The sequence below is a fragment of the Paenibacillus sp. TAF43_2 genome (assembly GCF_052113545.1).
In the GTDB taxonomy this organism is placed as follows: domain Bacteria; phylum Bacillota; class Bacilli; order Paenibacillales; family Paenibacillaceae; genus Pristimantibacillus.
In genome coordinates, this window is record NZ_JBFRDK010000031.1 from 19,533 (window position 1) to 46,075 (window position 26,543).

Below are 26,543 nucleotides of genomic sequence, written 5' to 3' on the forward strand. Positions count from 1 at the left end.
TCATATGCTGGAAATATTAATTGATAACCGCAATGGTAAAGTGTGGAATATTACGAGTCTTGTTCCTTCGCTCACCTACAAGACGAAACGAATTGGAGCGGCGTCTAGTCTGGATATGACGGTGCTTAAAGGAAGTCCATTTCAAAGTGCTTCATTTGAGGTGAACAATGGCGATGTCATTCGTGTCCGCAAAGATAATATTAATGTATTTTACGGATATGTATTTGAAGTGAGTACCGGTATGGATGAGAGAATCTCGATAAAAGCCTATGATCAGATTCGCTATTTATTAAGCAATTATTTTTATAAATTTCAAGGGGTTACCGCCTCTCAAATTGTAAAGAAAATTGCCGATGATTTTGGCTTGGAGACAGGCGTGCTCGTGGATACCAATTACAAAATTCCATCCATGCTGGAGGATAATAAAAAGCTGCTTGATATTATTTGTAAGGCACTTGATCTAACACTCATTCATTCAGGCGGAAATTTTATACTTTTGGATGATTTCGGAAAGCTTTCCTTGCGCAATGTGGAGGAGATGAAGGTTGATTTTGTCATTGGCGATTACAGCCTTATGTTTGATTATGGAATGAAGCGATCAATTGACGGTGACACATACAATCAAATTATGATTTATAAGGATAACAAAGATATAGGCGTACGTGAATATCACGTAGAGAAGGATAGCGCATCAATTGCGAAATGGGGACGGCTTTTGCTCTATCAGCAGGCGGATGAGAAAATGAATGAGGCACAAATAATAGAACAGCTTAGCCAACTGATGATGCTGAAAAACCGTGAGCAAAAGAGCATCAGTATTGAAGCCATTGGTGATTTGCGAGTTAGAGCGGGATGTTATGTACCCGTAGTGATTGATGAGCTCGGCATTCACCAATATTTTCTCGTAGATGAATGCTCGCATAAATTCGAAGCGGATTCGCATACGATGAAGCTGGAATTGAGGGTGATTTAATGGCATTATTGGAATCGATCAAGAAAGCGGGAGCCGCAGCCTACGCTGCAGGGAATCCGCTAGCCGTCATGGTAGGAAAAGTCATTCAAATCAATCCTCTGGAAGTAAACGTCGATCAACGTTTTACTTTATCAGAGGATTTTTTAATTATACCGGAAAGTCTCGTTAAGTATGAAACCCAGCTGCAAACATCTGAAAAGCTGGTCATCCGCACAGGCTTGGAAGCGGGAGATGCGGTGTTAATGCTCCGCGTACAAGGCGGTCAACAATTTGTAGTACTCGATAAGGTGGCTAAGCCATGATTCCACAGGGAGCAAATGTTGCGGAGGTAACGACGGTAGAGGAGCTCGAAACGAGCGAGACCTATAAGCTTGATTTAGCAAGCAAACGGATCGTAGGCAGGACTGACGGGTTAGAAGCGGTAAAGCAGGCTGTATTCAAAATATTGCAAACAGAGCGGTACCGCTATTTTTGCTACAGCACCAATTATGGTACCGAGCTGGAGAGCTTGCTTGGAGGATCGCCATCTTATGTTCAATCAGAGCTAAAGCGCAGCATTCAAGAGGCGCTTCTGCAAGATGAGCGGGTGAGTGATGTCATTGATTTTCAGTACGACGTTAAAGATGAAGCTATCGTTGTCCAGTTTACTGTCGTAACGGAGTTTGGAAGCTTTGGAGAGGAGGCAAGCCAAAATGTATGAAAACATGACCTTTAGCTATTTGCTCCAGCGAATGCTGGATCGTGTACAAGGAAATGTAGATAAGCGGGAAGGCAGCATTATTTATGATGCGCTGGCTCCGGCGGCTGCAGAGCTTTCTGAGCTTTATGCTCAGCTGGAAGTCAATATTAATTTAGCTTTTGCAGATACATCAAGCGGCGAATATTTGTCTAGGCGTACAGCTGATTTTGGTGTCAATAGGCAGGCAGCTACAAGAGCGAAGCGGCTCGGTAAATTTTATGGCTCGAGCGGAGCGGTAATGGACGTGCCGATTGGAAGCCGTTTTTCGGCCGAATCGGTTAATTACATCGTAAGAGAGAGATTGAAAGTGGGCTCTTTTGTTCTCGAAAGTGAAACAGAGGGAGCAGCTGGTAATCAACAGTTTGGCGATATGCTGCCTATCGATTATATTAACTCGCTTGCTCGTGCAGAGCTAGTCGATGTGCTGGTGCCCGGTGAGAACGAGGAGTCGGATACACAGCTGCGCAGCCGTTTTTTTGCCGAGGTTCAAAATCCAGGAACGAGCGGCAATGTATCAGATTATATGAGATGGGCGCTGTCGGTTCCCGGTGTTGGCGGAGCAAGAGTGATGCCCTTATGGGATGGTCCGGGGACCGTGAAGGTTGTTATCGTCAATTCGGATAAGCAGCCAGCGAGCGAGGTGCTGCAGCATGCGGTGCTTGATTATATTAATGAGAACAGGCCGATCGGTGCAGAGGTTTCAATCGTTTCGGCTTTGAGTGTGCCCATTCGCATCAAGGCTAAGGTTACACTTGCAGCAGGATATACGATTCAGCTTGTGAGCACGGCTTTTGCTAAAGCACTCACTGCCTATTTAGATGAAACGGCGTTTCGCATTAATTATGTGAGTATCGCTAAGCTCGGTACTTTGCTTTTAGCTATACCGGGGGTCTTAGACTACGATCGACTTTTACTGAATGGCGGAAGCGCAAATATCGGACTTGAAATTGATGAAGTACCTATTGCGGGGCTTGTTGAATTGGAGGTGTAGCCTATGCGATATCCTGCGGAGGTAGATCAATTTACGGTGAAGCTGAACAAAAAGGAAGGCAGTGAGCTGTACGTTATAGAAGAGCAGCTTGCCGTTCTTGGAGGGGTATTTGAGGGAGACCTTGCACATGATGACATACGCAAGGACAGCATTCAGGTCTATACAGGACCCGGCTTATCGGGCGAGAAGATACACAATTATTTTCTGACTGTACCGGCTGAGACGCCTTGGAGGCTCCGAATTAAGCTTTTTGCGCAAGCTGAAGCCGTCTTTGTTACCTACGAGACGCCAGGCGATCGGGTGGAAGCAGCAGATATTAATGATTTGCAGGTGAGTATTTCTGCAACGCAATTAGAAGTAGAGAGATACAAGAAAAGCGGAAGTATCGATGGCGGATCATTTTTGAGGAGGAATTAAATGTCACAGACGATTCAGATCAAGCGTGGAACAAAAGCAGAGCTAACTGCATTCGGCGCTTTATTGGCTGGCGAAATGGGATTTTGCACAGATACGAAGGAAGTTTATGTCGGTGATGGGACAACAAATAGCATGGTAGGACGCGCGTTATCCGGCACAGAAGCAGCTAGACCAGCCGCAGCAGCTATGGGTAGGTTGTATTACGTGAGCAGCGGTACAAACAATGGATATTTGTATGCTGACGACGGTACCGCATGGAGAAGAATCAATGCGCAGAAGCTTACCGATTTGACGGGAACGCTGGATGACATTTCAGAAGGTGCAACCTATGCAAAGGTGCTAAAAGCTAACGTTACCAGCGGCAATGTAAATAAGGTGTCCGATGGAGTGAACGTGAAAACAGCTGCTGAGATTAAGACGCATCTGGACGATCCAACCAAGCACAGGCTTATTAATGATGCGGGCTTGGCTATCACCGATTTGTGGTCAGCGCAAAAGATTAGAAATGAAATTGAGCTTGCGAAGCATAATATCGAGCCGCAAGCTTCGGTTAAGGATAAGGACTTAGTGACCCCGCCAGCTTCACCTGTTTTAGCGGATCGTTATTTGATTCCTGCAGGCGCAACGGGCGTGTGGGCTTCGCAAGTTAACAAAATTGCCGAGTGGAACGGTACAGCTTGGGATTTATACACGCCGCAAGTAGGCTGGACATGCTACATCGATGATGAGCAGAAGATTTTTAGCTGGAACGGTACCGCATGGGTGCGAACTGGCGGCGCGCTTCAGACGATTACGGCTGGCAGCGGTCTTACTGGAGGAGGGCAGGCCGATACCGTCACCCTTAGCGTTGGAGCGGGGAACGGGATTGCGGTTGCAGGTGCAGCAGTTAGCGCAAAAGCTGGCAAAGGCGTGCTCGTTAATGCGACAGGCATAGAAGCGAATATTGATGCAGACAGCATCGTGTATGATGCTGCGAACGGAAATCGCTTAAGGGTTGCCGTCATTGATGGCGGTACGTTCTAAGGAGGCGAGCAGATGCCAAGAAAAGTACTCATTCAATTGAGGCGAGGTTTGGAAACGAGCATTGGACTGCTTGAAGTCGGTGAATTAGGGTACTGCACAGATACTCAGAAGCTGTACATCGGTACAGCGGGCGGGAATATTGTGCTTGCTGCAGCGCAGGCGACGGGCGACATGCTGAAAAGCATTTACGATACGAACAACAACGGAAAGATCGATAGTGCGGAAGCAGCGGACAGCGCGCCTTGGGCTGGTATTAGCGGCAAACCTGTAAGCTTTGCCCCGGCTGCGCATGCTCACGCGGCTGCAGATATTACCTCGGGTACCGTTGCTGTGGACAGATTGCCTGCTGCGTCGGTAACAGCTGCTGGCGTTGTTCAATTAAACAATGCGGTGAACAGCACGAGTATTGTACAAGCGGCGACGGCCAATGCGGTGAAACTCGCTTATGATCTAGCCAGCGGAAAGCTTGGACCGGGAGTAACCTGGAATCAGCTAAAGGGGGTGTAGGTATTGTCCTATAGTCTAGCTTTATATGGCGAACAGACGTATGGGGAAGATAGGGAGGGCGGGGAGGAGACTCTCCATACGGAAATAGATCTCATGAAATATTTTCCTCCCTATTATTATGAAATCGTAGAAATGCTAGCTATTCAATCTAAGCTTGGCGGCGAACTAGGGGAGCAGGCTGAGGCGATTGAAACGGCATTTGACCAATATTTTGTACATTCGGCTACATGGGGACTGACGCGCTGGGAAAATGTTCTTGGACTGAAAAGCGACACCTCTTTGCCGGATGCTCGACGACGCGAGAGTATTTTTGCCAAGCTGCGCGGTGCTGGTACGACGACTAAGCTTAAAATTATCCAAACAGCTATCGCTTTCTCTGGCGGTGAGGTGAGTGTAGTTGAATATCCGGCAGAGAGCCGTTTCGAGGTCATATTTGTCGGGACGAAGGGGATTCCGCCAAATATGGCTGGCTTTATCCAAATGCTAGAGGATATTAAGCCCGCTCATTTAGCTTTTGCATTGAAATACACCTATACAGTGTGGAATCAGATAGGAACAATGACTTGGAATCAAGCGCGAAGCAAGACATGGAGTGAATTAAGAGTTTACGAGGGAGTGTGAAAATATGCAAACGACAGGGAATTTAGGATTGAAAAAACCGGAAGGAACAGATGTTGTCGATATTGCGGATTTGAATGGGAATGCAGATATTTTGGATACTGCGGTTAGCAACAAAGTAGATAAAGTGGCTGGGAAGCAGCTATCTACAGAGGACTATACGACAGCGGAGAAAACGAAGCTGGCAGGCGTTGCTGCTGGGGCGAATGCTTATGTGCATCCGGCTAATCATCCTGCATCCGTTATTATTCAGGATGCGAGCAATCGATTTGTGACTGACGCTGAGAAAACGGCTTGGAATGCTAAGGCAACTACGGCTGTAGCTACTACTTCCACAGCTGGTCTTCAGTCTGCGGCAGATAAGGTGAAGCTGGATGGGATTGCAGCTGGGGCGAATAACTATACGCATCCTGCCACGCACCCCGCGAGCATCATTGTGCAAGACGCAAGTAACCGCTTCGCATCGGATGCTGAGAAAGCGACTTGGAATGCGAAAGCGAGTACTGCGTTTGTAAATAATGAAGTTGGGGATCGGGCTGCCTTACTAACTACTGCAAAGGGTACTACAGTAGCAGCAATTAACGAGCTTTTTACGTCTGCCAGTAATGGGAAAACAGCTATCGCGGCTGCCATTACTGGCATGGGTCAGGCAGCTTCAGGAAGCGACACACATGCACAGTTAGCAACTAAGATAAGCAACATTAGTAAGGATGCGAACGCACCTGTTGGCGAGGTTATTACGGGCAAAACGTTTTATCAAGGTGGAGTGAAGCGTACAGGTACGTTGCCATTACGCACCGCTTTGAATGGTAATGCTGGCGCTCCCGGGCATCACACTCCATTTGAAGTGACTCCCACAGTTGGTGCAGTATTTGCAAGACCAACGCCAATTACTGGAATTACTGCATATAGCGGTGACTGCTGGCTAAAATTAGAAGATGCTGGTTTTAATGCTGCAAACATCAAAGCTGGCGTGTCCATGTTCGGTGTGGCAGGTACATTAGCGACAGGAAAGCGAATAGTATCAGGTACTGGTACGTCTTACCAAGCAGATCCTTTTGACACGTGGTACTCCTACAACAATACTGAATTAGCTATGCCTAGATTTCGGGTAACCGGCCACGGGTTCATTGTTGGATATGCTATTTATTGGGCTAATTATAAAGACAATGTGGTTCATATGTTAAATGTATTTACTAGGGATTTTCAACTAGGCGCCGAATACAATGGAGGACCTTGGGCTGATACTTTCACAAGTAATGTGAGTGGACAATCCCCACCTAATATTGGCACAAGCTATTATTATAGAGCACAAGTAAGTAAGGCTTATAGAAATGATGGAACGCAATTCGTAATTCCTATCAGTGATTACAATCGTACTATTAATTATATTTTAATAGAGGCATAGAGGAGGGTTTAACTTGGATTCATTCGGCAAGCGCATTTATTACGACATTACGTCAGGTAGTGTAATTCTTGTCACTAACGAAATGCAAGGTGAGGGAATACAACAGCTTACGCCAACCCAAGAACGTGAAGTATATAATATTCTATCCGAAAGACTAGAAGCGAGTTACAACTTTATTCAGCTTGAATATGGAGATCGTAAGCAAGATTTCATGGATGGACATCCAACAGCCGTAAATGTAACGACGAACGAGATTGTATGGACGTTATACGATCCGGCAGCGGTTGAAGAACGGAAAACACTAGAACAGGAAATTGCAGAACTTAAGTTAGAAAAGGAGAAAATGAAAGCCGACAATCTTATGCTAATGGAAGCAGTGTTTGATCTATATGCAATGGTAGCAGTTCAGCAAGGAGCTTAGAGCATGATTTTTAACATATTGCTATGGCTCCTTTTTTATTTCGCGAGAGGAGGCGATTCTATGTGTTCGCAAGCACTAATCGACGTATCCGTTTCACTTATCATTGTTGGCAAACGTACATTTGCACAGGTACCAGCTGTAATACAGCCCAATGTAAAAGCTACCCTTGAAGCTCTAGGATTAGGGATTGAGGGTCAACCACTACAAACAGCGGTGTAATGATACAGGTTTCACCCAATGGCATGCAGCCGACAATAAAGGTAAAGGCATAAAGATAGCTGTGCATGAGGTTGCCGCTAGCGCTTGTAAAAAACCTTGCACGTTGGGGCGGTAAGGTGTTGGAGCCTTTCGGGGTACAATTCACTGGCTATTCGCAGTGACGTTGAAGTTGATTTGTTCTCTTTAGGGTTTGACACAGACGGTAAGTTGCTTTAAGTATGAACATGGCTCCGCTTAGGCGGGGCTTTTTGTTTACACAGAGATAGTGATAATAGGGGGATAATTTAGATAATATGGATACGGATCAAAATGTAGTCGATACGTTACTTCTGACAACATCTGACGTCTAGGTGTATTAGAAGAGGCGGACTGGTTGCAAATCTGCGCTACTGTATCGAAAATGAAATTGACTTGTACAACTATACTGCAATCGGCAGCTAAAGGTCTTCAATACTGTAATTTTATTAAATAAGAAAATATATAAAAATAACTATCAACCAGAAAGGAGCTTCCCATGTACAAACAAATCCTATCCCAATATCTATCAGAAGGAAAGCTCACCGCAGCCGCGGTGGGCGCTTTTTTTGCCCCTGTGATTGATTCTATCTATGGAGGAGGTCGATTAATTCCAATTGCGCTTCTAATAGCAGTTATCGTACTGGATTGGATAACAGGCATTGCCGCTTCACATAAAGACAAGACATACTCCTCCGAGTATGGGATGTTTGGGGTACTTCGTACCCTTTTTCTTTTGGCATTACCGGTCTTAGCCAAGCTGCTGGACACTATGCTCAGCATGCCGGGGCTGTTCTTTTATGCCATTACGCTAGGTATTATCTATCACACCTGGCAGTCTTTGACCGCCAACGCTTACAGAGCGGGCTGGGAGAAGTGGATTCCTAAATCGGTCATCGAGCATATTGATAGTGAACTAAAAGCGAAGGTAGAGCGAGCGACAAAGCGAGGCAGCAGCCCAGAAACTATTAAAAATTCTGATCATACTGATTTATCTAACGATAACGAATCTACTACGAATAAAAGGAAGTCCAACAATGGCTAATTATACAATCAACCACATCCACCCATCCACCTCCAACAATCGCCGCCCAGGCCATTTGCTTCTGCCGCAATCTATTACCATTCACAACACTGGCAACCCTACCAGCTCAGCGAGAAATGAAAGGGCGTGGCTCACGAACCCGACTAATAATCGCACCGCATCCTATCATCTTGTTGTGGACGAGTTTGAGGTTATTGAGTGTTTGCCGCTGAATGAGAATGCGTGGCATGCGGGCGACGGGAGCGGCGCTGCAAGCGGGAATCGAACATCGATAAGCATTGAGATTTGCGAGAGTGGAGACTATGAAAAAACACTATCCAATACTTGCGAATTAGCAGCAAAGCTGCTCAAGCAGTACGGCTGGGGAATCGATCGCCTGCGTCGCCATTACGATTGGAGCGGGAAAATTTGCCCAAGATTGATGTACGATAATGGCAAGTGGACAGGATGGGACCATTTCAAACAGAAGGTACTGGAGAAAATGAAACTGCCAACCGACAATCGAAAATCAGATCTGAATCTATCAGAAGCAGAACAAAAGCTTTTAATTAACACCCTCGGACAATTTACGGAGCAAAAGCTTCTACAGGACACCAAATGGAGGGAGAAAGCGGAGCAAGGCACGTTAACGCTCTCGGAGCTGGCATGGCTGAATACAATGATACTCTCGCGAAAATAAATGAACCCCGCCGACCTCTAAGGTCTGCGGGGTTCATCTTTTATTTTAAGACATATTCAGCCAAAACCTTCTGTAGATCGTAGATGTTCAGGTTTTTGTTAAATGTTTTTTGGATGGGCGCGACGCTGCCTGATATCCAAATCTTCAGCTCGGCATCCAGATCATAGTTTCCGGCTGTTTCGATGCTGAAATGAGTAATGCTTTTGTAAGGATAGGAATGGAAATCGATCTTTTTGCCGGTTATTCCTTGTTTATCAATGATGATGAGGCGTTTGTTCGTAAAAATGAACATGTCGCGAATCAGCTTGTACGCTCTTTCTACATTCTCCGATCTACTGAGCAAGTTGCCAAATTCTCTTTGCGCCTCGTCAGGATTGACTTCAGAGGCGTTCCCCATTAATGCGTCCAAAAAGCCCATTTTAACACCATCCCTCTAATTCCATATGTACCTATAAAAAAGTTTCCTTCGTTTACTTTATGCGCAGACAAGCAATAATAGATGGCCTTTTTAGGCATCTGCTCATTTCCTGCAAAAGCCCATACACTTTTGCCCCAGAATCATAGGATACTGTGTAAGTCAACAAAAAGGAGATGAACAAATGAGCTATGGAGTAGCAGGTGCTAATGTAGGTCCTGGAAACTGCGCACCTTACCCAGTTGCAGGAGTAGGCGTAGGCTGCGGCGGCGGATTCTCAAGTATTGGATTTATTCTTGTCCTTTTTATCCTTCTTGTCATCATTTCTCGTTCTTGGCTGTAAGCAATAATTTAGCCAAAGCGTAAACGCAAGGCTTTCCAAACGCTTTCTAACTAAATGAAAGTATAATAACATCCCCATAGGCCTGAGCCATGGGGATGTTATAGTTTATCATATGGGACAAGTTGCTAATGATACTTATTATTCTACAATGGAGCGAGCGACGAGAGTAAGATCTAATAGATCGATGACACCGTCTTTGTTAACGTCAGCTTGTTTTATTTGTTCCCAATCCGCTGCGCCTTCGCGTTTGCCGTAATGAATAACGATGAGGGCCAAATCCGAAATGCTGACTTTGCCGTCTTGGTTTTGATCGGCAGGGTTTGTCGTTTCTTTTGGCGTTACTTGGATATTCAAGGTGAATGGAGCAGCATTAACTTCAGTTTCGCCGTTTGAAATTAAGATCGAATCCGCAGTCACTTTACCTGTAGTAACCGTTTGTATTTCTTTTGCTTTAAAAGTAAGCTCCACAACCTGTTTACTGCCGGTAACCGCGTTTTCTACCCCTTCGCTAGCAAGAATGAGTCGGATTTTGCCCTTCTCATCATGGATGGCATTCACAATTTGAACCCTTTCAAGAAGTGAACGGCTAGCTACATATTCAAATGCATTCGGGTCATAGTTAAATGAGATATCTTGTGCATAGACGTTGTCCGAAACATCATTCAAGCCTAGCTTAATCRTAAAGGTTGAACCGGATACGACAGACGTTTTTCCTTCCAATACAGCAGTTGGACCGGACGTTTCTGTCCCTTCTTCTTTAACGGAAGCGGTGAAGTTAGGCAATGACTCTTTTCCTTGTCCGCTTGCGATCATCGCTTGATGAAGCACCGCTGATGCACCGTTATTTTGGGACTGCGTTACTAACCGTACAATAGGCTGATCCGGCGAGATGGCGGAATCTGCTGTGAGGACGATTCTTGTTTTTCCATTGGCGCTTTCATTTCGTAATACGGTAATGCCAGCTTGAAGCGGCTTAATCGATTGGACAGTTAGATCGCCAGTCTCTAATTCGATATCCAAGGCTTTAGCATCTGTGTTCAGATGACTAACGGCGAGCTCATAACCTTTTAATTGTTTAGAAGTAGTGTCAACAATTTTGGTTAACTGAAGATTCGGAGCATCCGGTTTGTTCTGATCCTTCTGAGGGACGAACATGCCGTCAATCGTCTTGGAATCTCCAATTGGCGAATCGACCTCCAGTGCAGCTAATATCGTTGCAGCGATATCCTTCGTTGTTCCTCCTTGCAAAAGCTTCTCCTTGCCTACATCCGTTGCAATTGTTCTTCCGTTTGCTGCGATAAATACCGTTTTGGCAAGCGGCGAATCTTGTCCATGGGCAGTAGCGCTGCCGAGCGTATGATCTGCGTTTTCTGTGCCGCCGCCATGATCGGCTGTCATTAGAATAAGCGTATCGTCCAGCAGGTTTTTGCTGTTTAACGAGTCATAGATCGTTTTTACAAGGTTATCTGTTTCCATAAGTTTTGCGTAATAATCCTTCGTATAGAAACCGAGCGAGTGTCCGACACCGTCCACATCATCCAATTGGAAGAAAATAAGGGATGCATCGTATGCTCTGCCGTCTGCCGCATATTTTGCAAAAGCATTTACGTTTGCTTTATCGCCCGCAGAATATCCTTCGGCACCAAGGGACGGTTCAATATGTCCATTAATGATGTTGGACCAAGTTGTAAAGGCAGCAAGCTTAGTCTCCGGGAATTGTTCACGCAATTTTTTGAAGACGGACGGATAAGGCGATGTTTCACTATAGGTATTATTTGCGCTAATCGTATTGTCAATTTGATGCTTGCTGTAGTCCACACCATTTAACATGGCACCCCAGTTAGGCGATGAAACAGTAGGCAGCGTCGTTGTGACGGAATAACTAGCAGCGCCTTTCTCGATGATACCGCGCAGTGCGGGCAGATTTAATCGGTCGCCTACCTTTTCCTTCACAGAGCTTGGCGTTTCCCAGTATGGCGCATCCTTTGATACCGACATGCCGGCACCGTCGATGCCGATAACGACAACTCGTTTGTAAGGCATATATTTTACTTTATCAGCAATATTGGTTAGTTCTTGAACGGATTTCCCTTGAGCCAAGGCAACATCACCGATCGTAATATGACTGTCTTTGTTAATATCCTCAGATGCTTTTGTATTAATCTGAACAGTTTGCGCAGGCGTGTTCAACGATTCCTTCACATATTTATTACCGCCTACGAAAAATTCAGCAGAAGTCACTTGAATCGTGCCTTGTCCACTTGCATCCTTCGCAAAAAAGTAAACATCGGACAGTGTAGATGACGCGAATTCTAAAGGGTTGGTTTTGTTATATACGCTTCCAGCTGGAAGCTCCAACTTAACGATGCCTGGTGTTGAAGTGTCTACTTTCGTTGCTTTCGTTGCACGTGAGAATGTGAATTTGCTGCTGTCATAGGCAATTTCTACGCTCGCGCCGTCGATCGCTGTTGTCATGGAAGGGGTGCGCAGGTCGAGCATCTGCCTAAATTCTGTGCCAGGAGCTGTGGCTGTTGCACCTACGAATTTCAGCGTGCCTTTGAATTTATCGCTGACTACAATGGGGGGAGCACTATTGAAGATTTCTGTAACCTCTTCAGGGGTGATCGCACGATTCAAAATGAGAACCTCATCGAGCTGCGCTTCCAACGCTGCAGAATATTTGCCAGTGCCATCATTGCCGAGCATTGTGGAAAGGCCAGAATCGATCGTTCCTGTGCGGCCAGCAATGCTAATTGCGCTTGCGATATTATTGAATTTGGTCCCGTTCGAAGTAGAGACTGCAACAGGCACGCCATCTTTATAAAAATCTACGCGTCCAACGGTACGGTCATGCGAGATGACGATATGGTGCCAGCTCCCATTAGCGACGTTTGGAATATCAGCATCTATGCGTGTTCCGCCTGCCGTGTTGAAATTCCATCTTAATTTCTTATCGGAATGAAGAGAGAGGTTGTAGCCAACATTAGCTCCGCTGTTCCAGTCTTTATTGGATAAAATGGAAGGATCGGAATCTACGCCGGAGGACTTCACCCAGAAGGAGAAGCTGAAGCTTTTATCGACTCCGAATTGGAGCTGTGATGGCTTGCCTAGATTTACGTATTGTTTATTGGCGCTAGTTGAACTTAAAGAAAGGGCTTGTCCGATTCTTCCGGGAACGTAAGTAGGAGTGCCGACAATGTCAGCCGAGAGATTGTTTGTGGAACTATCAGCGGCATTGTTCTCAAAGCTGAATTTTGCATGAAGGTCGGCATTCACGACCGCTGCAAAAGCGGTTTGGCTGAGCGGAACAAATCCTCCTGATGCGGTAATTAATGTAACGGCAGCAAGCGTGGATACAAATGCTTTCTTTATCGTCTTATTCATGAATAATAACCTCCAATTTTTCGAATGGGTGTCTCGTGAAATCGATTAGGGGACAGTAGATTTACTTTTATGGCATAGGGGCCATAATCCAACATCCTTCCCACACATAGATTAAAAACAAAACAAATAATGTCATTAAATAATGTGATTAATTGTTTTTGTGTGTTTTTGATTCCTCTTTATCATAAGGTTGTGTTGTTAAACAGGTGTAATCGCAATATGAAGAAATTACTAAAAAGAGGCTCCACCTCGTCGAAACGACAAGGTGGAGCCTCTTTTTATAGTATTAAAAACAACTTATAGAGGAAGCAGCGCTTCTATCTCTCTCAAGGATTGTATCTCAAAAGTTGGACGCGCAGCACCTTCTGGCAGCTGCTGTCTCGATCTATTTAGCCAGGCGCTTGCTATACCAGTTCGGCTCGCTCCCAAAATGTCGGTAAACAAATTATCTCCTACCATTAGACATTGCTCTGGTTTTAGCCCCGCGAGATTCATCGTGTGCTCGAAAATTTGCGGAGCCGGCTTGCCGCAGCCGACCTCTCCCGAAATAACGATATGAGGAAAATAATCGGATAATCCGTTAATGCCATAGAGCTTCTCTTTCTGTAAATCAGGTGTTCCATTGGTCAGCAGCATAAGCGGATATYTTGCAGATAATGCTTCGAGCACCTCAAATGTTTCTTCATATACATAAGGGCGCTTGCGCCGCTCGGCTGGAAACTGTTCAGCTAGCTTGACTGCAAGGTCTTCATCGTGGATGCCGAGCTCTTGTAGTCCTCTCTCCCAAACGTTTTTACGAAAAGCAGGCGATGCCTCTTTCATTATTTGCAGCTCTGCTGCTGCTCCATCATCAAACCGAGCCCACATCGCTTCCATCGCAGTTACTTCAATATTCGCTAAGTAAGCGTAACATTCCAATTCACGAAATACAGAATGAGCAGATCGAATGATAGATTGCTTTAAAAGTCCAATTTGTAAGCCAAATGCTTGCTCGGCTGCTTCGCATGTTGCATCGAGTGCCTCTTCTGTACTTTTCTCATCCCAAATCAGCGTGTTGTCCAAGTCGAAAATAATCGTTGTCATAAGTGTAGAACCCGTCCTTTTTTTAGTTTGTTGTCTTTGCTAAAGAAATGAAAAAAAGGTTGTTGCACATAAAATACAGCATTCGGATCTTTAAAACAACTTAAAACCATAATAAAAGCAATTAAACACACAATCTTTACTTGTGTTTGACACTCACTTAACAAATCTATTTTAAACTGCTAATAGATCAACGATGCAAATGCTTTAACTTCATCATACCGTTCTTGAACGATTATTACGAGAACACAAGGAGAATGAGAATGAAAAATGAAGGATTAGCGATTAATGGTATTCGCAAGGCATTTGGCAGCTTTCAAGCACTCCATGATGTCAGCGTTCATATTCCGAAAGGGAAATTCACATGTCTGCTCGGCCCAAGCGGCTGCGGCAAGACGACATTGCTGCGTATTATCGCAGGTCTTGAACAGACTGATGCCGGCACCGTTATCCTTGATGGGAATGATATTACGACGCAGCATACGTCCAAACGCAACTTTGGCATCGTTTTTCAATCGTATGCGCTATTTCCAAATCTAATTGTGAGCGACAACATTGGCTACGGTCTCAAAGGGAAGCAGCCGAAGCGTCAAATTGAAGAACGCGTGAAGGAGATGCTGGAGCTCATCGGACTGACTGAGGTGAGGGATCGGTATCCAGCGCAGCTCTCCGGAGGCCAGCAGCAGCGGGTGGCGCTCGCAAGAGCAATCGCCTTATCGCCTGATATTTTATTGCTGGATGAGCCGCTTTCTGCGCTTGATGCGAAGGTGCGGGAGAAGCTGCGCGAACAGCTATGCGAGCTGCAAGAGCGGCTTGGCATTACAACGGTTATGGTTACGCATGACCAAGAGGAAGCGCTGACGATGGCGGATCAGATTGTCGTCATGGATCAAGGACGGGTTGTCCAAATTGGCACGCCGCAGGAGGTATATGACAAGCCGAATACGCCTTTTGTCGCTGATTTCATTGGGGCTATTAATTTCTTCCCTGTAGGAACTGAAAGATGGATGGGGGCAAGCCCAAATGATTTGTTAGCTATAAGGCCGGAACATATCCAGATTGATGAGGAAAAGCATACGGGCGGCCTATCTAATGATAGCGGAATTAGCGGATTTGTTCAGCATGTGGAGTTTCGTGGCGCATTTTATYGTGTAAGCTTGCAGCTTGCGAATGAACACGGGAATCACTCGGACATAAGCGTAACGGTAGATATATCCGCGCAAATAGCTAATCGATTTGAATGGTCCCGCAATAAGCTGTTTCATCTTCAATTGCCGCAAGAGCGTATGCTTCATTATCCTGCGGCAATCGCTGGGAACGTGGGGAGGTAGAGAATGAAAGGGAAAATAGATCAAGCTCTGCCCTCGCAGTGGGTGAGAAAAAGCAATCAAAAGCTACGGGAGAGCAATGGGGTTATTAAGCTCTTGCTAGTGCTAGTCCTGCTCACACTTATTACTGTTATTGTCCTGCCGCTGTTCGCGATGTTTAAGCAGGCGTTCATGGATTCGGATGGAAATCTGGTTGGCTTCACTCATTTTTCATCGTATTTGCAGTCAAGATCACTCATTCAATCGATGCTGAACACGATTACCGTATCCACAGCTACAACCGCGATTGCAGTGCCGCTTGCCTTTGGGCTGGCGTTCGTATTGACTCGCACCAATATTAAAGGCAAGTCCTTCTTCAAAGCTCTTGCCATGCTGCCCTTATTCGCACCAACCATGATGCACGGGCTCGCGCTTACTTATTTATTTGGTCATCAAGGCCTTATCTCTACGGGGTTGTTCGGACTGCTGCCGTTTGAGTGGCGAATTCCGCTCTATGGAAAAGTAGGCATCATCATTTCTGAGGTCATCTATACGTTTCCGCAGGCGTTTCTTATTTTGTGCGCGGGGCTTGCCGTCAGCGATTATCGCTTATATGAGGCAGCCGAGTCGATGGGCGCGAGCAGCTTGCGAAAAATGTTTACCGTAACGCTGCCGTCTGTGAAATATGCGCTGCTCAGCGCAGTCGTCATTTGTTTTACGCTCAGCTTCACCGATTTTGGCGCACCGAAGGTCGTAGGCGGACAGTATAACGTGCTGGCTACTGATATTTTTAAACAGGTTGTCGGTCAGCAAAATATGTCTATGGGAGCTGTAGTCGGCATCGTGCTGACCATTCCCGCCATTCTCGCGTTTATCGTGGATCGAATCGTCACGCGGAAGCAGCAGGCGTACGTCACATCAAAGTCTGTTCCTTATTCCGTGAAGAACAATCGGCTGCGCAATGTTTGGGCGTATACGTATGCGATTGTTTTATCAGCCATGATTTTGCTGTTAATGGGAGCTGTTCTGCTTGCTTCGGTCGTGAAAAAGTGGCCGTATGACATGTCGCTAACGTGGAGCAACTTCGACTTCTCCAATGCAGCGGCAGGTGGCTTCGATCCGTTCTGGAACAGCATTGAGATGGCCGCCTGGACAGCGGTAATCGGGACGATCATTACGTTCTTGTTTGCTTATTTGATCGAAAATGGACGTGTCTATCGTCCGATCCGGCAAGCTGCTTATTTCTTGTCGATTTTGCCACTGGCGCTTCCAGGGCTGGTCATCGGATTATCTTTTATTTATTTCTTTAATCATCCGGCCAATCCGTTTCACTTTATTTATGGAACGATGATCATTCTAGTTTTGGCTAATGTTGTGCATTTTTACTCCGTTCCATTCATGACGGCGACCGCAACTTTAAAAATGCTGGACAAGGAGTTCGACAACGTCTCGGAGTCCATGAATGTCTCGAAGCTGCGGACATTTTCGCGCATTACGGTGCCATTGTCCTTGCCGGCCATATTAGAAATGGCAGTTTACTTTTTCGTAAATGCAATGGTGACGGTATCTGCGCTGGTCTTTCTGTATGCGTCGGACTTGCGAATTGCCTCGGTTTCCATCGTCAGCATGGACGATGCGGGTGATACGGCAGCGGCGGCAGCGATGTCAGTGCTCGTTGTGCTCCTCAATGTTGTCGTTCGCTTTCTATATGAAGCGGGCACGGCAAGGCTGAGACGCAAAATGTCAGCTTGGCAGAAGCGATAAGGCGATGCCAAAAACAATTTTTCAAAAAAACAATTACACATTATACGATGGAGGTTTTTACTCATGATTAAAACAGTCATATTGGATTGGGCAGGTACAGTGGTTGATTATGGAAGCTTTGCGCCGGTAGAAGCGTTTCGCCGCTTATTCGAAGAAAGAGGCATTGAGGCGTCGTTTAAAGCGATTCGGAAGCCGATGGGTCGCATGAAAAAAGATCATTTGCGCGATATTTGCTCCGATCCTGCTGTGTCTGCTGCATGGCAAGCGAAATTTGGCAGCATGCCAAATGAAAATGATATGGATGAAATGTATGAAAAGTTTGAACCGATGTTGTTCTCCATTCTTCATCAATATGCAACACCAGTGCCCGGAGCACTAGCACTTATTGAGAGACTGCGCGAGCAGGGCATCAAGATTGGAACGACGACAGGATATACGCGTCCCATGATGGACATTATTGCGCCGGAAGCTGCGAAGCAAGGATATTCGCCAGATAGTACAGTAACGCCAGATGAAGCAGCCGAAGGGCGCCCGCATCCATGGATGATTTTCCGCAATGCGGAGCTGCTCGGTACGTATCCGATGAGCCATATCGTCAAATGCGGCGATACCGAAGCGGATATGAGAGAAGGTCGTCATGCAGGCGTATGGTCAGTAGGCGTTATTTTCGGCGGGAATGAAGTGGGTTTGACACAAGCGGAAACGGAAGCCCTGTCTGAGGGCGAGAAAGAGAAGCTGTTTGTTGAAGTTTCGGATCGCTTGATGCAAGCGGGAGCACATTTTATCATTCGTGAGATTGGCGAGCTGGATGGCGTTATTTCACACATCAACGAAAGACTGCAAGCGGGGGATCGTCCATGAAATCACATAATGATGCATTATTGCTAACAGAAAATCCATATCTACTTCTTACGCCAGGACCGCTAACGACGACTCGAACCGTGAAGGAAGCGATGATGAAGGATTGGTGTACGTGGGATGATCAATACAATCAGCTAGTATCTTCGATAAGAGAGCGGCTCGTGAAGCTTGCTGCACAAGCGGCGGCAGAAGACTATACTGCTATATTGATGCAGGGCAGCGGGACGTTTAGCGTGGAAGCCACAATAGGCACGGCGATGCCGAAGCAAGGCGGTAAATTGGCTATTGCCGTTAATGGAGCTTATGGCGAGCGAATGGTTCAAATTGCCGACGTGCTTGGAATTTCAGTTACGCCAATCCGTTTTGACGAGCGCAGTCCTATCGATCCGGAAGTCATCGAGAAAGCACTTCAGGATGATCCGCAGATTACACATGTTGCCATCGTACATTGCGAAACGACAACAGGTATCCTTAACCCTTTGAATGAAATAGCTCAAGTTGTTAAGCGCCATAATGTCACGTTTATTGTTGACGCTATGAGCAGCTTTGGTGGTGTAGCTATGGACATAGATGAGCTAGGCATTGATTTCCTCATTAGCAGCAGCAACAAATGCATCCAAGGGGTACCGGGTTTTGGTTTTGTAGTTGCCCGCCGTGATGCCATTGCCAAATGCAAAGGCCATGCGCGCTCCTTATCGCTTGATTTGTATGACCAATGGGACATGATGGAGCGCTCGAACAGCAAATGGCGTTATACCTCGCCAACACATGTTGTTCGCGCATTCGATCAGGCGCTGAAGGAGCTGGAGCTTGAAGGCGGAATCGCGGCTCGGGAAGCTCGTTACAGCAGCAATCAACAAGTAATAACTGAGGGGATGGAGGCTGCTGGTTTCAGTGCGCTGCTTCCTCGTGAGTGGCAATCTCCTATTATTACAGCATTTCGTTACCCAAGCGCTAACTTTTCATTTGAATCATTTTACGGAAGCTTGAAGAAGGAAGGTTTTGTTCTGTATCCAGGGAAGCTGACCTCGGAGCCGACTTTCCGAATTGGCAGCATCGGTGATGTTAATCCAGCAGATATGGAACGATTGGTTCATGTGATCAAAAGCATTTATTCATCCTTTGACAAGGAACAGTAGGAGAGTGAAGACGATGAAAGTATTTTGTCTTGGCGGTGCAGGTCGAATTTGTATGGAAGCGGTGCTGGACCTTGTTCAGTACTCCTCATTTGAGGTCATTACGATCGGTGATTTCAATCTGGAAGCGGCCCAGCAGCTTGCTGCCTCACTGAATGATAAACGAGTCAATGCAGTCAGAGTGAATGTGCATGATCATGCGGCAACGGTAGAACAGCTTCGCGGCTACGATATTGTAATGGATGGAACTACGATTACATTAAACGGCTTGTCCACGGCATGCATTGCAGAGGCTGGCTGCCACGGCATTAATTTGAACGGCTTTGGCGAAGAAGATGCAAGCCACGATGTATTTGTCCGCAACGGAAAAATGTGTTTGCCTGGCTTCGGGATGACGCCCGGTGTAACGCAAATGATGGCGATGCATGCTGCTAATCAGATGAAGGAAGTACATGAGGTACGGGTTAGTCATGGCTCATACCGGCCGATTGCATTCTCCAAATCAATAGCGGAAACGACGGTTTATGAGTATGATCCGAAGCTGCCGGGACGTGTAGTTTATGAGAAAGGCCAGTTTATACAAGTCGAGCCTTTTGCAAGGCCGCGAGAAATTGAGCTGCCAGAGCCTTACGGCAAATCGATTCAATACATTATTCCGCACGCAGAGACACGAACGCTGGCAAAAGCGCTTGAGAGCAAGGATGTTCAGTTAATTGAAGTACGCGGTACATGGCCTCAGCAAAATATGAGACTCGTCCGTGCGTTATATGACTATGGGTTTATGCGCAACGATCGTATAAACATTGCAGGCCAGGAAATTGGAATTATGGATGCGATTGGGCAATACTTATTCGAATCGCATGAAGGCCATGAAACGGAATTATACGGCTATTCTCTTCATATTGAAGTAACGGGGATATCGACACAGACTGGCGAAGCTTGCAAACATACACTTACCCATACACATCCTGCATCGGATGGTTCAGCAGAAGGCTGGGAGAAACTCCGTGCGTACACTAGAAACGTCGGCATTCCACTTGCGATAGCGACGGAGCTTATTGCGAGAGGTCAGACGTTATGCAAAGATCAAACAGGAATCATCACACCGGAAGAAGCTTTCGAACCGAGCATTATATTTGAACAGCTAAGCAAGCGCGGCATTCTCATTCATGAAAAGATTGAGAGTTTAGTTGAAGTAGGCTAGAATACGATTAATAATCAAAACAGTAGACTAAGCTGAAGACGAAGGGGAAATAGAGATGTCGCTAGCCGGAGAAGAGCGGAAGCAGATCATCATTAATATGCTGCAGCTAAAAGGAAAGGTTCGAACGCCGGAGCTTGTGCAGGCGCTTGATGTATCATCGGAAACGATCCGCCGTTATTTGGAGGAGCTGGAGGATGAGCTTAAGCTGAAGCGAGTATACGGCGGCGCCGTTAAGATTAATGTGGAGCGGGAAGAGCCCGCTTATGTTCGGCGCGAGGTGCAGCAGGCTGAAGAGAAAAGAAGGATCGGACGAGCTGCATCCTCTCTCATTCAGGATAAAGACGTTGTTGTCATCGACGATGGAACAACCACGCTGCAAATGATCGATTCACTTGCTTACAAAAAACAACTTACCGTTCTTGTTACATCCGTTTATACCTTAAACTTGCTGATTGGCTACAAAAATCGCAATATATTCGATGGTGAAATCGTGCTTATTGGCGGTCGCATTAACCCGAAGCATTACCGGACATCCGGTACGCTTGCGATGGAGTTTATGTCCAATTTTAATGTGGACAAAGCTTTTATCGTTGCTGACGGCTTACAGATTGATAGCGGTGTAACAAGCTATGAGGATGAGCGCGGCGTGTTGGCGAGGACTTTCATGAAACAAGCCAAGCAAACGATCGTGTTGGCTGATTATACGAAGATTGGGACGAACCATTTTTATAAGATTGCCGATTTTAAAGAGATAGATATGATTATTAGCGATGTAGCGCCTCCGCAGGCTTGGCGCTCCAAGCTTGATGATCAGGATGTGCACTGGATTGTAGCAGAATAGCTGTTTATGGCAAAGGAATCTTCGAGTCTAATAAGACTTGGAGGTTCTTTTTTTTATACCAACCAAATGCAAATTACTCAAAGGAAAAACACATCTATTTCGTGGAAATCAAAAACAAAACAATTTATTTACTTGTATTTTACAGTGCGTTAAACAAACAAGCATATAGTAGGAATAGAGAAGAAGAACAAACAAAGGGAGAGAAAAAAATGAAAAGAAGCTGGTTTCTGCTTGTGAGCATGATAGTTATCGTTACGGTTTTATCTGCATGCGGAGGTAACGGAGGATCGAGCAATAAAGGAAATAATAAAGCTGGCAATTCTTCAGAAGCAACAGCACCAACAGATTCATCGCTAGATACGGACAGTAAAGAGCTTACCGTATATACTGCGCTTGAAGATGATCTTATTAAAGAATATTTGAAAACTTTTTATGAAAAATACCCAGACATCAAATTAAATATTGTTCGTGATTCAACAGGTATCATTACGGCTAAGCTGCTTGCTGAGAAGGATAATCCGCAAGCGGATGTCGTGTGGGGCGTTGCAGCAACAAGCTTGCTAGTACTGGATCAAAACAGCATGCTGGAGCCTTATTCTCCTGCTGGCGTAGATCGGATTCTTGCTGAGTTTAAAGATACTAGAAGTCCGGAGCATTGGGTAGGCATTGATGCATGGGAGACGGCATTTATTGCTAATACGGTTGAGCTGGAGAAAAAAGGTTTGGCAGTTCCGAAGACATACGAGGATCTGCTTAAGCCAGAATATAAAGGTCTAATCACGATGCCTAACCCTGCATCATCTGGTACGGGCTTCCTTACGGTATCGGGCTTGGCGCAGCTGCTTGGAGCAGATAAAGCATGGGAATACTTGGACAAACTGCATGAGAACATTGGCATCTACACGCACTCAGGTTCGAAGCCGGCAAAAATGGCTGGTACTGGCGAATATCCAATCGGGATCTCCTTTGGATACCGCGGTATCAAAGAAAAAAGCGGCGGATCACCCGTTGAAGTAGTGTTCCCGGCAGAAGGCTCAGGCTGGGATGTTGAGGCAAATGCGATGATTAAGAAATCGAAAATGAAAAAAGCTGCACAGACGTTTTTGGACTGGGCAATTACAGACGATGCAATGGCTGAATATAGCAAAAACTATCCGATCGTAGCTGTGAAGAGTGACACTAGCGTCATTCCAGAAGGTTATACTAAAAACCCGATTGAGCAACTGATTAAATACGACCTGCAAGAAGCGGCTAAACAAAGAGATACTATTTTAAAAGAGTGGAGCAACCGCTACGACAGCAAGAGCGAGCCAAAATCATAATAGTTGTATTAAGAGAAAGGCTGACAAGCGCTAGTTAAGCTGCTGTCAGCCTTTTCACTAGCACGCTCCCTATTGAACATAACGAAAAACACGATTTGGAAGGAGAATGGACATGTTGTTGAGAGTGAAGAAAATAGCAATTTTGTTAATAGTGATGACGTTGTTTTCTAGCGTCTCTACGCTAACGAGCGTTGGCCGCTCAGCCTTGCTGCCTTCTGCATATGCTGCGGCTGCAACCTTGTCGCTTACCGTCAATCAGAAAAATGCGGCGGTTGGACAACCAGTTGAGGTCGTTGTAAAAGGGGAGCAATTAAATGATTTATACGGCTTCGAGATTAAACTGAAGTACAACACAGCAAAGCTTAAATTCAAACAGGCAACAGCAGCGTGGAAAGGAATGCCCATTTCACCAATTGATAAGGATGGAGTTATAACATTCGCTCATACGAAGATTGGGAAGGATAGCGGAGTGAGCGGATCGGCAGCTATAGCCACGTTTACTTTTGAGGGAGTTGCGAATGGAAAGGCGAGCGTTGAACTTGTAGAAGCGAAGCTGGTCGATAGTCAGGTAAAGGCCGTTCAGCTGAAAAATGCGGCGAAGCTGGCTTTGCTCTTAAGCTCTTCGACGCCAGTGTCCTTCAGTGACATAAAAGGCCACTGGGCCGAGGAAAATATTACAAGAGCGGCTTCGCTTGGCATCGTAACAGGCTTTGAGAACGGTGCTTTTCAACCTAATGGCTGGGTAACGCGTTCGCAATTTGCTGCTATGATCGGACGTGCTTTCGAGTTGAATGCTAAGCAAGCGAAGGAAGTTAATTTTAAAGACAAGGGACAGTTTCCAGCTTGGGCAGAGGCTTTCATAGCGGAGGCTGTGAATGCTGAGGTAATTAGCGGTTATGACGATGGTACATTCCGGCCAAACCGCCATATTACAAGAGCGGAAATGGTGGCAATGACGATGCGTACAGCTGGTTTTCCGCTCGACGAGAACCCGTCAATTCGTTTTGCGGATGCCTCGCAAATACCAGCTTGGGCTAAGCCTGCTGTAGCGGCTGCTGTTTCTCGCAATCTGCTTAAGGGGAGAAGCGGAAATCGCTTTGAACCGCAGGCAAAGGCTACTCGTGCAGAAGCATTGACGTTTATTTTGACGCTCATCGATAGCCAGAATAAATAGACTTGTTCATCCAGAGCAGAGGCGTTTAGTCATTGCAAGAAAGTGTGGGCGGGCATAAAAAATGAGCAGGAGCACATTTTACGAAATAGCCTATACCTTTTTTACTAAAAATCATAGGATACTGTACCTTAGTAAAAAGGAGATGAACAAATGGGCTATGGAGTAGCAGGGGTTGGCGCAGGAAATTGCGGACCTTCTTATCCAGTTGCAGGTGTTAGCAATTGTGGAGCTGGAGTTGGCGGCTGGGGAACTGGTATCGGTATTATATTGGTACTCTTCATTTTGCTTGTTATTATTTCCCGCGCTGTATGCTGGTAGTCAACAAAGCTTGCTTGTAAATCGGAATCAATGCGTTTTCCACTAATTGAAATAGTATTAAACCCCCAAGTGCCTGAGCCTTGGGGGTTTTGCTTGTTCATGCTATTCGCGAACCTCTGCAATGAGCTCGATTTCAACTGGCGTATGGAATGGAAGGTCGCTTGTACCAATCGCGGACCTTGCATGGCGTCCATTTTCTCCGAATACTTCAATGAGCAGATCCGATGCGCCGTTCAGCACATAAGGCTGATCGCCGAAACCGGGAGCGCTGTTTATGAAACCAAGAATTTTTACGATTTTTACGACACGGTCAAGGTCGCCTAGGTGTGCTTTCATCGCCGCTAGCAGGTTGATAACGACTTGGCGCGCTGCTTCTTGTCCTTGCTCGATCGTTAGATCAGAGCCGATTTTACCTTCATACATGAGAATACCATCGATACGGCAGTCGAAGCCGGAAGTATAGATAAGATTGCCTGTTTGGTTAACCGGAATGTAGGAGAACTTAGGTTTAGTCGTTTCAGGCAAAACAATTCCTAGCTCGGCAAGACGTTTTTCAATAATAGACATTATAAAACAGCTCCTTGTTTATCAATTGTGTATTGCGGGTTAACTAATGCGTGCAGCAGTGCTGCGCGCGAATAAGATTGCCTTCGCGCTTATGCGTGTGTTCACCATGTGAAAGCGTGAGCTGGCCGGCAACGATAACATGCGAGATGCCGGACGGATATTGACGCGGGTCCTCGAACGTAGCTGTGTCTYGAATGACAGCTGGGTCGAATACCGTGATGTCAGCAGCATATCCTGGCACAAGCAATCCTCTTTTGCCAAGTTTAAATCGCTGTACGGGAAATGAGGTTAGCTTGCGAACCGCTTGCTCAAGCGACAGTACCTTATCCTCACGCACATATTTGGCAAAAACGCGTGGAAAGGTGCCGTACGTGCGCGGATGAGGCTTGCCGATCTCGCAGTTCAAGCTGTCGGATGCAATCAATGATTTCTCGTAACCGATGACCTGCTTTACATCGTCGTCGGACATATGGAAGTAGACAATCGCGATTTGACCATTCTCCTCAAGCAGAAGATCCATCATGCAATCGACGGGATGTTCTCCGCGAAGCTYGGCAACCTCGGCGATTGATTTGCCTTCGAGTGCCTTGTTCGCTTCGGTCTGAATCGAAGAAATAATGATGCTGGACCAGCCAGTTGAACATACAAGATTATCCCAAGTGTCCTGCTCGCGGCTTAGCTCTTCTTTGATCCGCAGGCGCAGCGCCTTATCGCGGAACGCTTCAAGTGTTGCATGAATGCCGCCCTCTAGTACCCAAGGAGGGAGGACGGTTGTTAAGGTAGTGGAGCCTGCCGCGTAGGGATAAACATCAACTGTGACGTCCATACCGCGTGCTCTTGCCGCTTCTACAAGCTCCAGCGCATCAAGCGCTTTACCCCAATTGGCGCGGCCTGCTGCTTTCAAATGACTGATATGCAGCGAGATGCCGACTCGTTCAGCGATCCATATTACCTCTGCAACGGACGGCAGCAAGTTATTGCCCTCACCGCGAATATGTGTGGAGAGCAGACCGTTGTATTTAGGCAAAACGCTGCAAAGCTCAACCAGCTCTTCGCGTGAAGTATAGCTGCCAGGTGCATACAACAAACCAATTGATAATCCGATTGCGCCTGCTCGCAGCCCTTCTTCAAGCAAGGTCTTCATCCGCTCGATTTCGTCTTTCGTCGCAGGACGGTTCTCGAAGCCCATGACTGCGATACGCAGTGCACCGTGTGCTACATAGGTGGCGATGTGCTCCGAAGGATTGGATTTGCTGACAAAATCCATATATTGACCAACCGTTTCCCACGGCCACTCCCAGCTTGTGCTCCCGAGTACGGGCTGCACATACGACTGCAGCAGTGCGCCTTTACTTCGAATAAATGGAGCAGGGGCGAGGCCGCAGTTGCCGACAACCTCAGTTGTTACCCCTTGCTGCAGCTTAATTTCACTATAAGGATGATCAATAATCATCAGATCCGAGTGGCAATGCCCATCGATGAAGCCAGGAGAAATCACTTTGCGTCCCACATCAATGATTTGGCTAGCCTCTTGATCAATTTGGCCAATAGAAACAATGATGCCATCTTTGACTCCAACATCGCCGCCGTACCAAGGATTGCCGCTGCCATCGACGATTTTGCCGTTTTTCAAAATAAGATCGAGCATGTTATAAGCCTCCTCCTTCTCGTTATTCGAGCATTCCGCGAGCCGCTACAGTCGTTTTATGAAGCTGCCCAGTGGAATCCTTGATGTAGACAAAGCTGTGCAAATTAACGGTGCTGCATATATG

Annotated in this window: 28 protein-coding genes; 23 read left to right on the forward strand and 5 right to left on the reverse strand. The window is 46.2% G+C overall.

Going from position 1 to position 26,543, the window contains the following annotated elements:
* Positions 1 to 4 precede the first annotated feature (4 nt).
* From AB4Z17_RS09450 to AB4Z17_RS09510, 13 genes are all read left to right on the forward strand, one after another.
* Positions 5 to 973: an XkdQ/YqbQ family protein gene (locus AB4Z17_RS09450; RefSeq protein WP_441959455.1), complete on the forward strand. Its 969-nt coding sequence runs from the start codon at positions 5 to 7 to the stop codon at positions 971 to 973.
* Positions 973 to 1,275 (forward strand): DUF2577 domain-containing protein, encoded by a 303-nt coding sequence (locus AB4Z17_RS09455; protein ID WP_441959456.1) that lies wholly within the window; start codon positions 973 to 975, stop codon positions 1,273 to 1,275. Before AB4Z17_RS09450 ends, AB4Z17_RS09455 begins: the two co-directional genes overlap by 1 nt.
* The gene (locus AB4Z17_RS09460) at positions 1,272 to 1,673 is read left to right on the forward strand and encodes a DUF2634 domain-containing protein (RefSeq protein ID WP_441959457.1); all 402 of its coding nucleotides are present in this window, start codon (positions 1,272 to 1,274) and stop codon (positions 1,671 to 1,673) included. The genes AB4Z17_RS09455 and AB4Z17_RS09460 overlap by 4 nt, the downstream gene beginning before the upstream one ends.
* Positions 1,666 to 2,703 (forward strand): baseplate J/gp47 family protein, encoded by a 1,038-nt coding sequence (locus tag AB4Z17_RS09465; protein WP_441959459.1) that lies wholly within the window; start codon positions 1,666 to 1,668, stop codon positions 2,701 to 2,703. Before AB4Z17_RS09460 ends, AB4Z17_RS09465 begins: the two co-directional genes overlap by 8 nt.
* Positions 2,704 to 2,706: 3 nt before the next feature.
* Positions 2,707 to 3,120, forward strand: a complete 414-nt coding sequence (locus AB4Z17_RS09470) for a phosphoglucomutase (protein ID WP_441959461.1) — start codon at positions 2,707 to 2,709, stop codon at positions 3,118 to 3,120.
* A complete protein-coding gene (locus AB4Z17_RS09475) occupies positions 3,121 to 4,143 on the forward strand; it encodes a DUF2793 domain-containing protein (RefSeq protein ID WP_441910747.1) in 1,023 nt (340 codons plus the stop codon).
* 12 nt (positions 4,144 to 4,155) lie between these two features.
* The gene (locus tag AB4Z17_RS09480; protein WP_441910749.1) at positions 4,156 to 4,650 is read left to right on the forward strand and encodes a tail fiber protein; all 495 of its coding nucleotides are present in this window, start codon (positions 4,156 to 4,158) and stop codon (positions 4,648 to 4,650) included.
* A gap of 3 nt (positions 4,651 to 4,653) precedes the next feature.
* A complete protein-coding gene (locus AB4Z17_RS09485) occupies positions 4,654 to 5,271 on the forward strand; it encodes a putative phage tail protein (RefSeq protein WP_441959462.1) in 618 nt (205 codons plus the stop codon).
* Positions 5,272 to 5,275: 4 nt separating this feature from the next.
* Positions 5,276 to 6,676, forward strand: coding sequence for a hypothetical protein (locus AB4Z17_RS09490; RefSeq protein ID WP_441959464.1), 1,401 nt, complete (start codon positions 5,276 to 5,278; stop codon positions 6,674 to 6,676).
* 13 nt (positions 6,677 to 6,689) lie between these two features.
* Entirely contained in the window at positions 6,690 to 7,097 is a 408-nt protein-coding gene (locus tag AB4Z17_RS09495; protein WP_441959466.1) for a hypothetical protein, read from the forward strand.
* Between the two features lie 60 nt (positions 7,098 to 7,157).
* Entirely contained in the window at positions 7,158 to 7,316 is a 159-nt protein-coding gene (locus tag AB4Z17_RS09500) for a CD1375 family protein (protein WP_441959468.1), read from the forward strand.
* 514 nt (positions 7,317 to 7,830) lie between these two features.
* Entirely contained in the window at positions 7,831 to 8,376 is a 546-nt protein-coding gene (locus AB4Z17_RS09505; protein WP_441959469.1) for a phage holin family protein, read from the forward strand.
* The gene (locus AB4Z17_RS09510) at positions 8,369 to 9,055 is read left to right on the forward strand and encodes a peptidoglycan recognition protein family protein (protein WP_441959470.1); all 687 of its coding nucleotides are present in this window, start codon (positions 8,369 to 8,371) and stop codon (positions 9,053 to 9,055) included. The genes AB4Z17_RS09505 and AB4Z17_RS09510 overlap by 8 nt, the downstream gene beginning before the upstream one ends.
* Before the next feature lie 40 nt (positions 9,056 to 9,095).
* On the opposite strand, the gene AB4Z17_RS09515 is transcribed toward AB4Z17_RS09510, so the two are convergent.
* Positions 9,096 to 9,473 (reverse strand): PH domain-containing protein, encoded by a 378-nt coding sequence (locus AB4Z17_RS09515; RefSeq protein WP_076269741.1) that lies wholly within the window; start codon positions 9,471 to 9,473, stop codon positions 9,096 to 9,098.
* A 181-nt stretch (positions 9,474 to 9,654) separates the two neighbouring features.
* Here AB4Z17_RS09515 and AB4Z17_RS09520 point away from each other — a divergent pair, with 181 nt between their 5' ends.
* On the forward strand, positions 9,655 to 9,813 hold the full coding sequence (locus tag AB4Z17_RS09520; protein ID WP_441910761.1) for a sporulation protein YjcZ: 159 nt from the start codon (positions 9,655 to 9,657) through the stop codon (positions 9,811 to 9,813).
* Positions 9,814 to 9,951: 138 nt separating this feature from the next.
* Here the strand turns inward: AB4Z17_RS09520 and AB4Z17_RS09525 are convergent, their stop codons facing one another.
* Positions 9,952 to 13,197 carry a LamG-like jellyroll fold domain-containing protein gene (locus AB4Z17_RS09525; RefSeq protein WP_441959472.1) on the reverse strand — a complete coding sequence of 1,082 codons (3,246 nt, stop codon included), beginning with the start codon at positions 13,195 to 13,197 and terminating at the stop codon, positions 9,952 to 9,954.
* A 297-nt stretch (positions 13,198 to 13,494) separates the two neighbouring features.
* The gene (locus AB4Z17_RS09530; protein ID WP_441959474.1) at positions 13,495 to 14,280 is read right to left on the reverse strand and encodes an HAD family hydrolase; all 786 of its coding nucleotides are present in this window, start codon (positions 14,278 to 14,280) and stop codon (positions 13,495 to 13,497) included.
* Between the two features lie 260 nt (positions 14,281 to 14,540).
* On the opposite strand from AB4Z17_RS09530, the gene AB4Z17_RS09535 reads away from it, so the two are divergent.
* The 9 genes from AB4Z17_RS09535 (at position 14,541) to AB4Z17_RS09575 (ending at position 24,204) form a co-directional block, all read left to right on the forward strand.
* Positions 14,541 to 15,608 carry an ATP-binding cassette domain-containing protein gene (locus AB4Z17_RS09535; RefSeq protein WP_441959476.1) on the forward strand — a complete coding sequence of 356 codons (1,068 nt, stop codon included), beginning with the start codon at positions 14,541 to 14,543 and terminating at the stop codon, positions 15,606 to 15,608.
* Positions 15,609 to 15,611: 3 nt separating this feature from the next.
* Entirely contained in the window at positions 15,612 to 17,348 is a 1,737-nt protein-coding gene (locus AB4Z17_RS09540; RefSeq protein WP_441959478.1) for a putative 2-aminoethylphosphonate ABC transporter permease subunit, read from the forward strand.
* A gap of 63 nt (positions 17,349 to 17,411) precedes the next feature.
* Positions 17,412 to 18,209, forward strand: a complete 798-nt coding sequence (phnX, locus tag AB4Z17_RS09545; RefSeq protein WP_441959480.1) for a phosphonoacetaldehyde hydrolase — start codon at positions 17,412 to 17,414, stop codon at positions 18,207 to 18,209.
* A complete protein-coding gene (phnW, locus tag AB4Z17_RS09550; protein WP_441959482.1) occupies positions 18,206 to 19,348 on the forward strand; it encodes a 2-aminoethylphosphonate--pyruvate transaminase in 1,143 nt (380 codons plus the stop codon). The genes phnX and phnW overlap by 4 nt, the downstream gene beginning before the upstream one ends.
* A gap of 13 nt (positions 19,349 to 19,361) precedes the next feature.
* Positions 19,362 to 20,549, forward strand: coding sequence for a saccharopine dehydrogenase family protein (locus AB4Z17_RS09555; protein WP_441959484.1), 1,188 nt, complete (start codon positions 19,362 to 19,364; stop codon positions 20,547 to 20,549).
* Between the two features lie 55 nt (positions 20,550 to 20,604).
* On the forward strand, positions 20,605 to 21,390 hold the full coding sequence (locus AB4Z17_RS09560; RefSeq protein WP_076269749.1) for a DeoR/GlpR family DNA-binding transcription regulator: 786 nt from the start codon (positions 20,605 to 20,607) through the stop codon (positions 21,388 to 21,390).
* Positions 21,391 to 21,599: 209 nt separating this feature from the next.
* Entirely contained in the window at positions 21,600 to 22,712 is a 1,113-nt protein-coding gene (locus AB4Z17_RS09565) for a putative 2-aminoethylphosphonate ABC transporter substrate-binding protein (protein ID WP_441959486.1), read from the forward strand.
* Positions 22,713 to 22,824: 112 nt separating this feature from the next.
* The gene (locus AB4Z17_RS09570; protein ID WP_441959487.1) at positions 22,825 to 23,886 is read left to right on the forward strand and encodes an S-layer homology domain-containing protein; all 1,062 of its coding nucleotides are present in this window, start codon (positions 22,825 to 22,827) and stop codon (positions 23,884 to 23,886) included.
* Between the two features lie 150 nt (positions 23,887 to 24,036).
* Entirely contained in the window at positions 24,037 to 24,204 is a 168-nt protein-coding gene (locus AB4Z17_RS09575) for a hypothetical protein (RefSeq protein WP_441877098.1), read from the forward strand.
* 102 nt (positions 24,205 to 24,306) lie between these two features.
* Here the strand turns inward: AB4Z17_RS09575 and AB4Z17_RS09580 are convergent, their stop codons facing one another.
* Both AB4Z17_RS09580 and AB4Z17_RS09585 read right to left on the reverse strand, forming a co-directional pair.
* A complete protein-coding gene (locus AB4Z17_RS09580; protein WP_441910776.1) occupies positions 24,307 to 24,771 on the reverse strand; it encodes a RidA family protein in 465 nt (154 codons plus the stop codon).
* Positions 24,772 to 24,814: 43 nt separating this feature from the next.
* Positions 24,815 to 26,419, reverse strand: coding sequence for an N-acyl-D-amino-acid deacylase family protein (locus tag AB4Z17_RS09585; protein WP_441959488.1), 1,605 nt, complete (start codon positions 26,417 to 26,419; stop codon positions 24,815 to 24,817).
* Between the last annotated feature and the right edge of the window lie 124 nt (positions 26,420 to 26,543).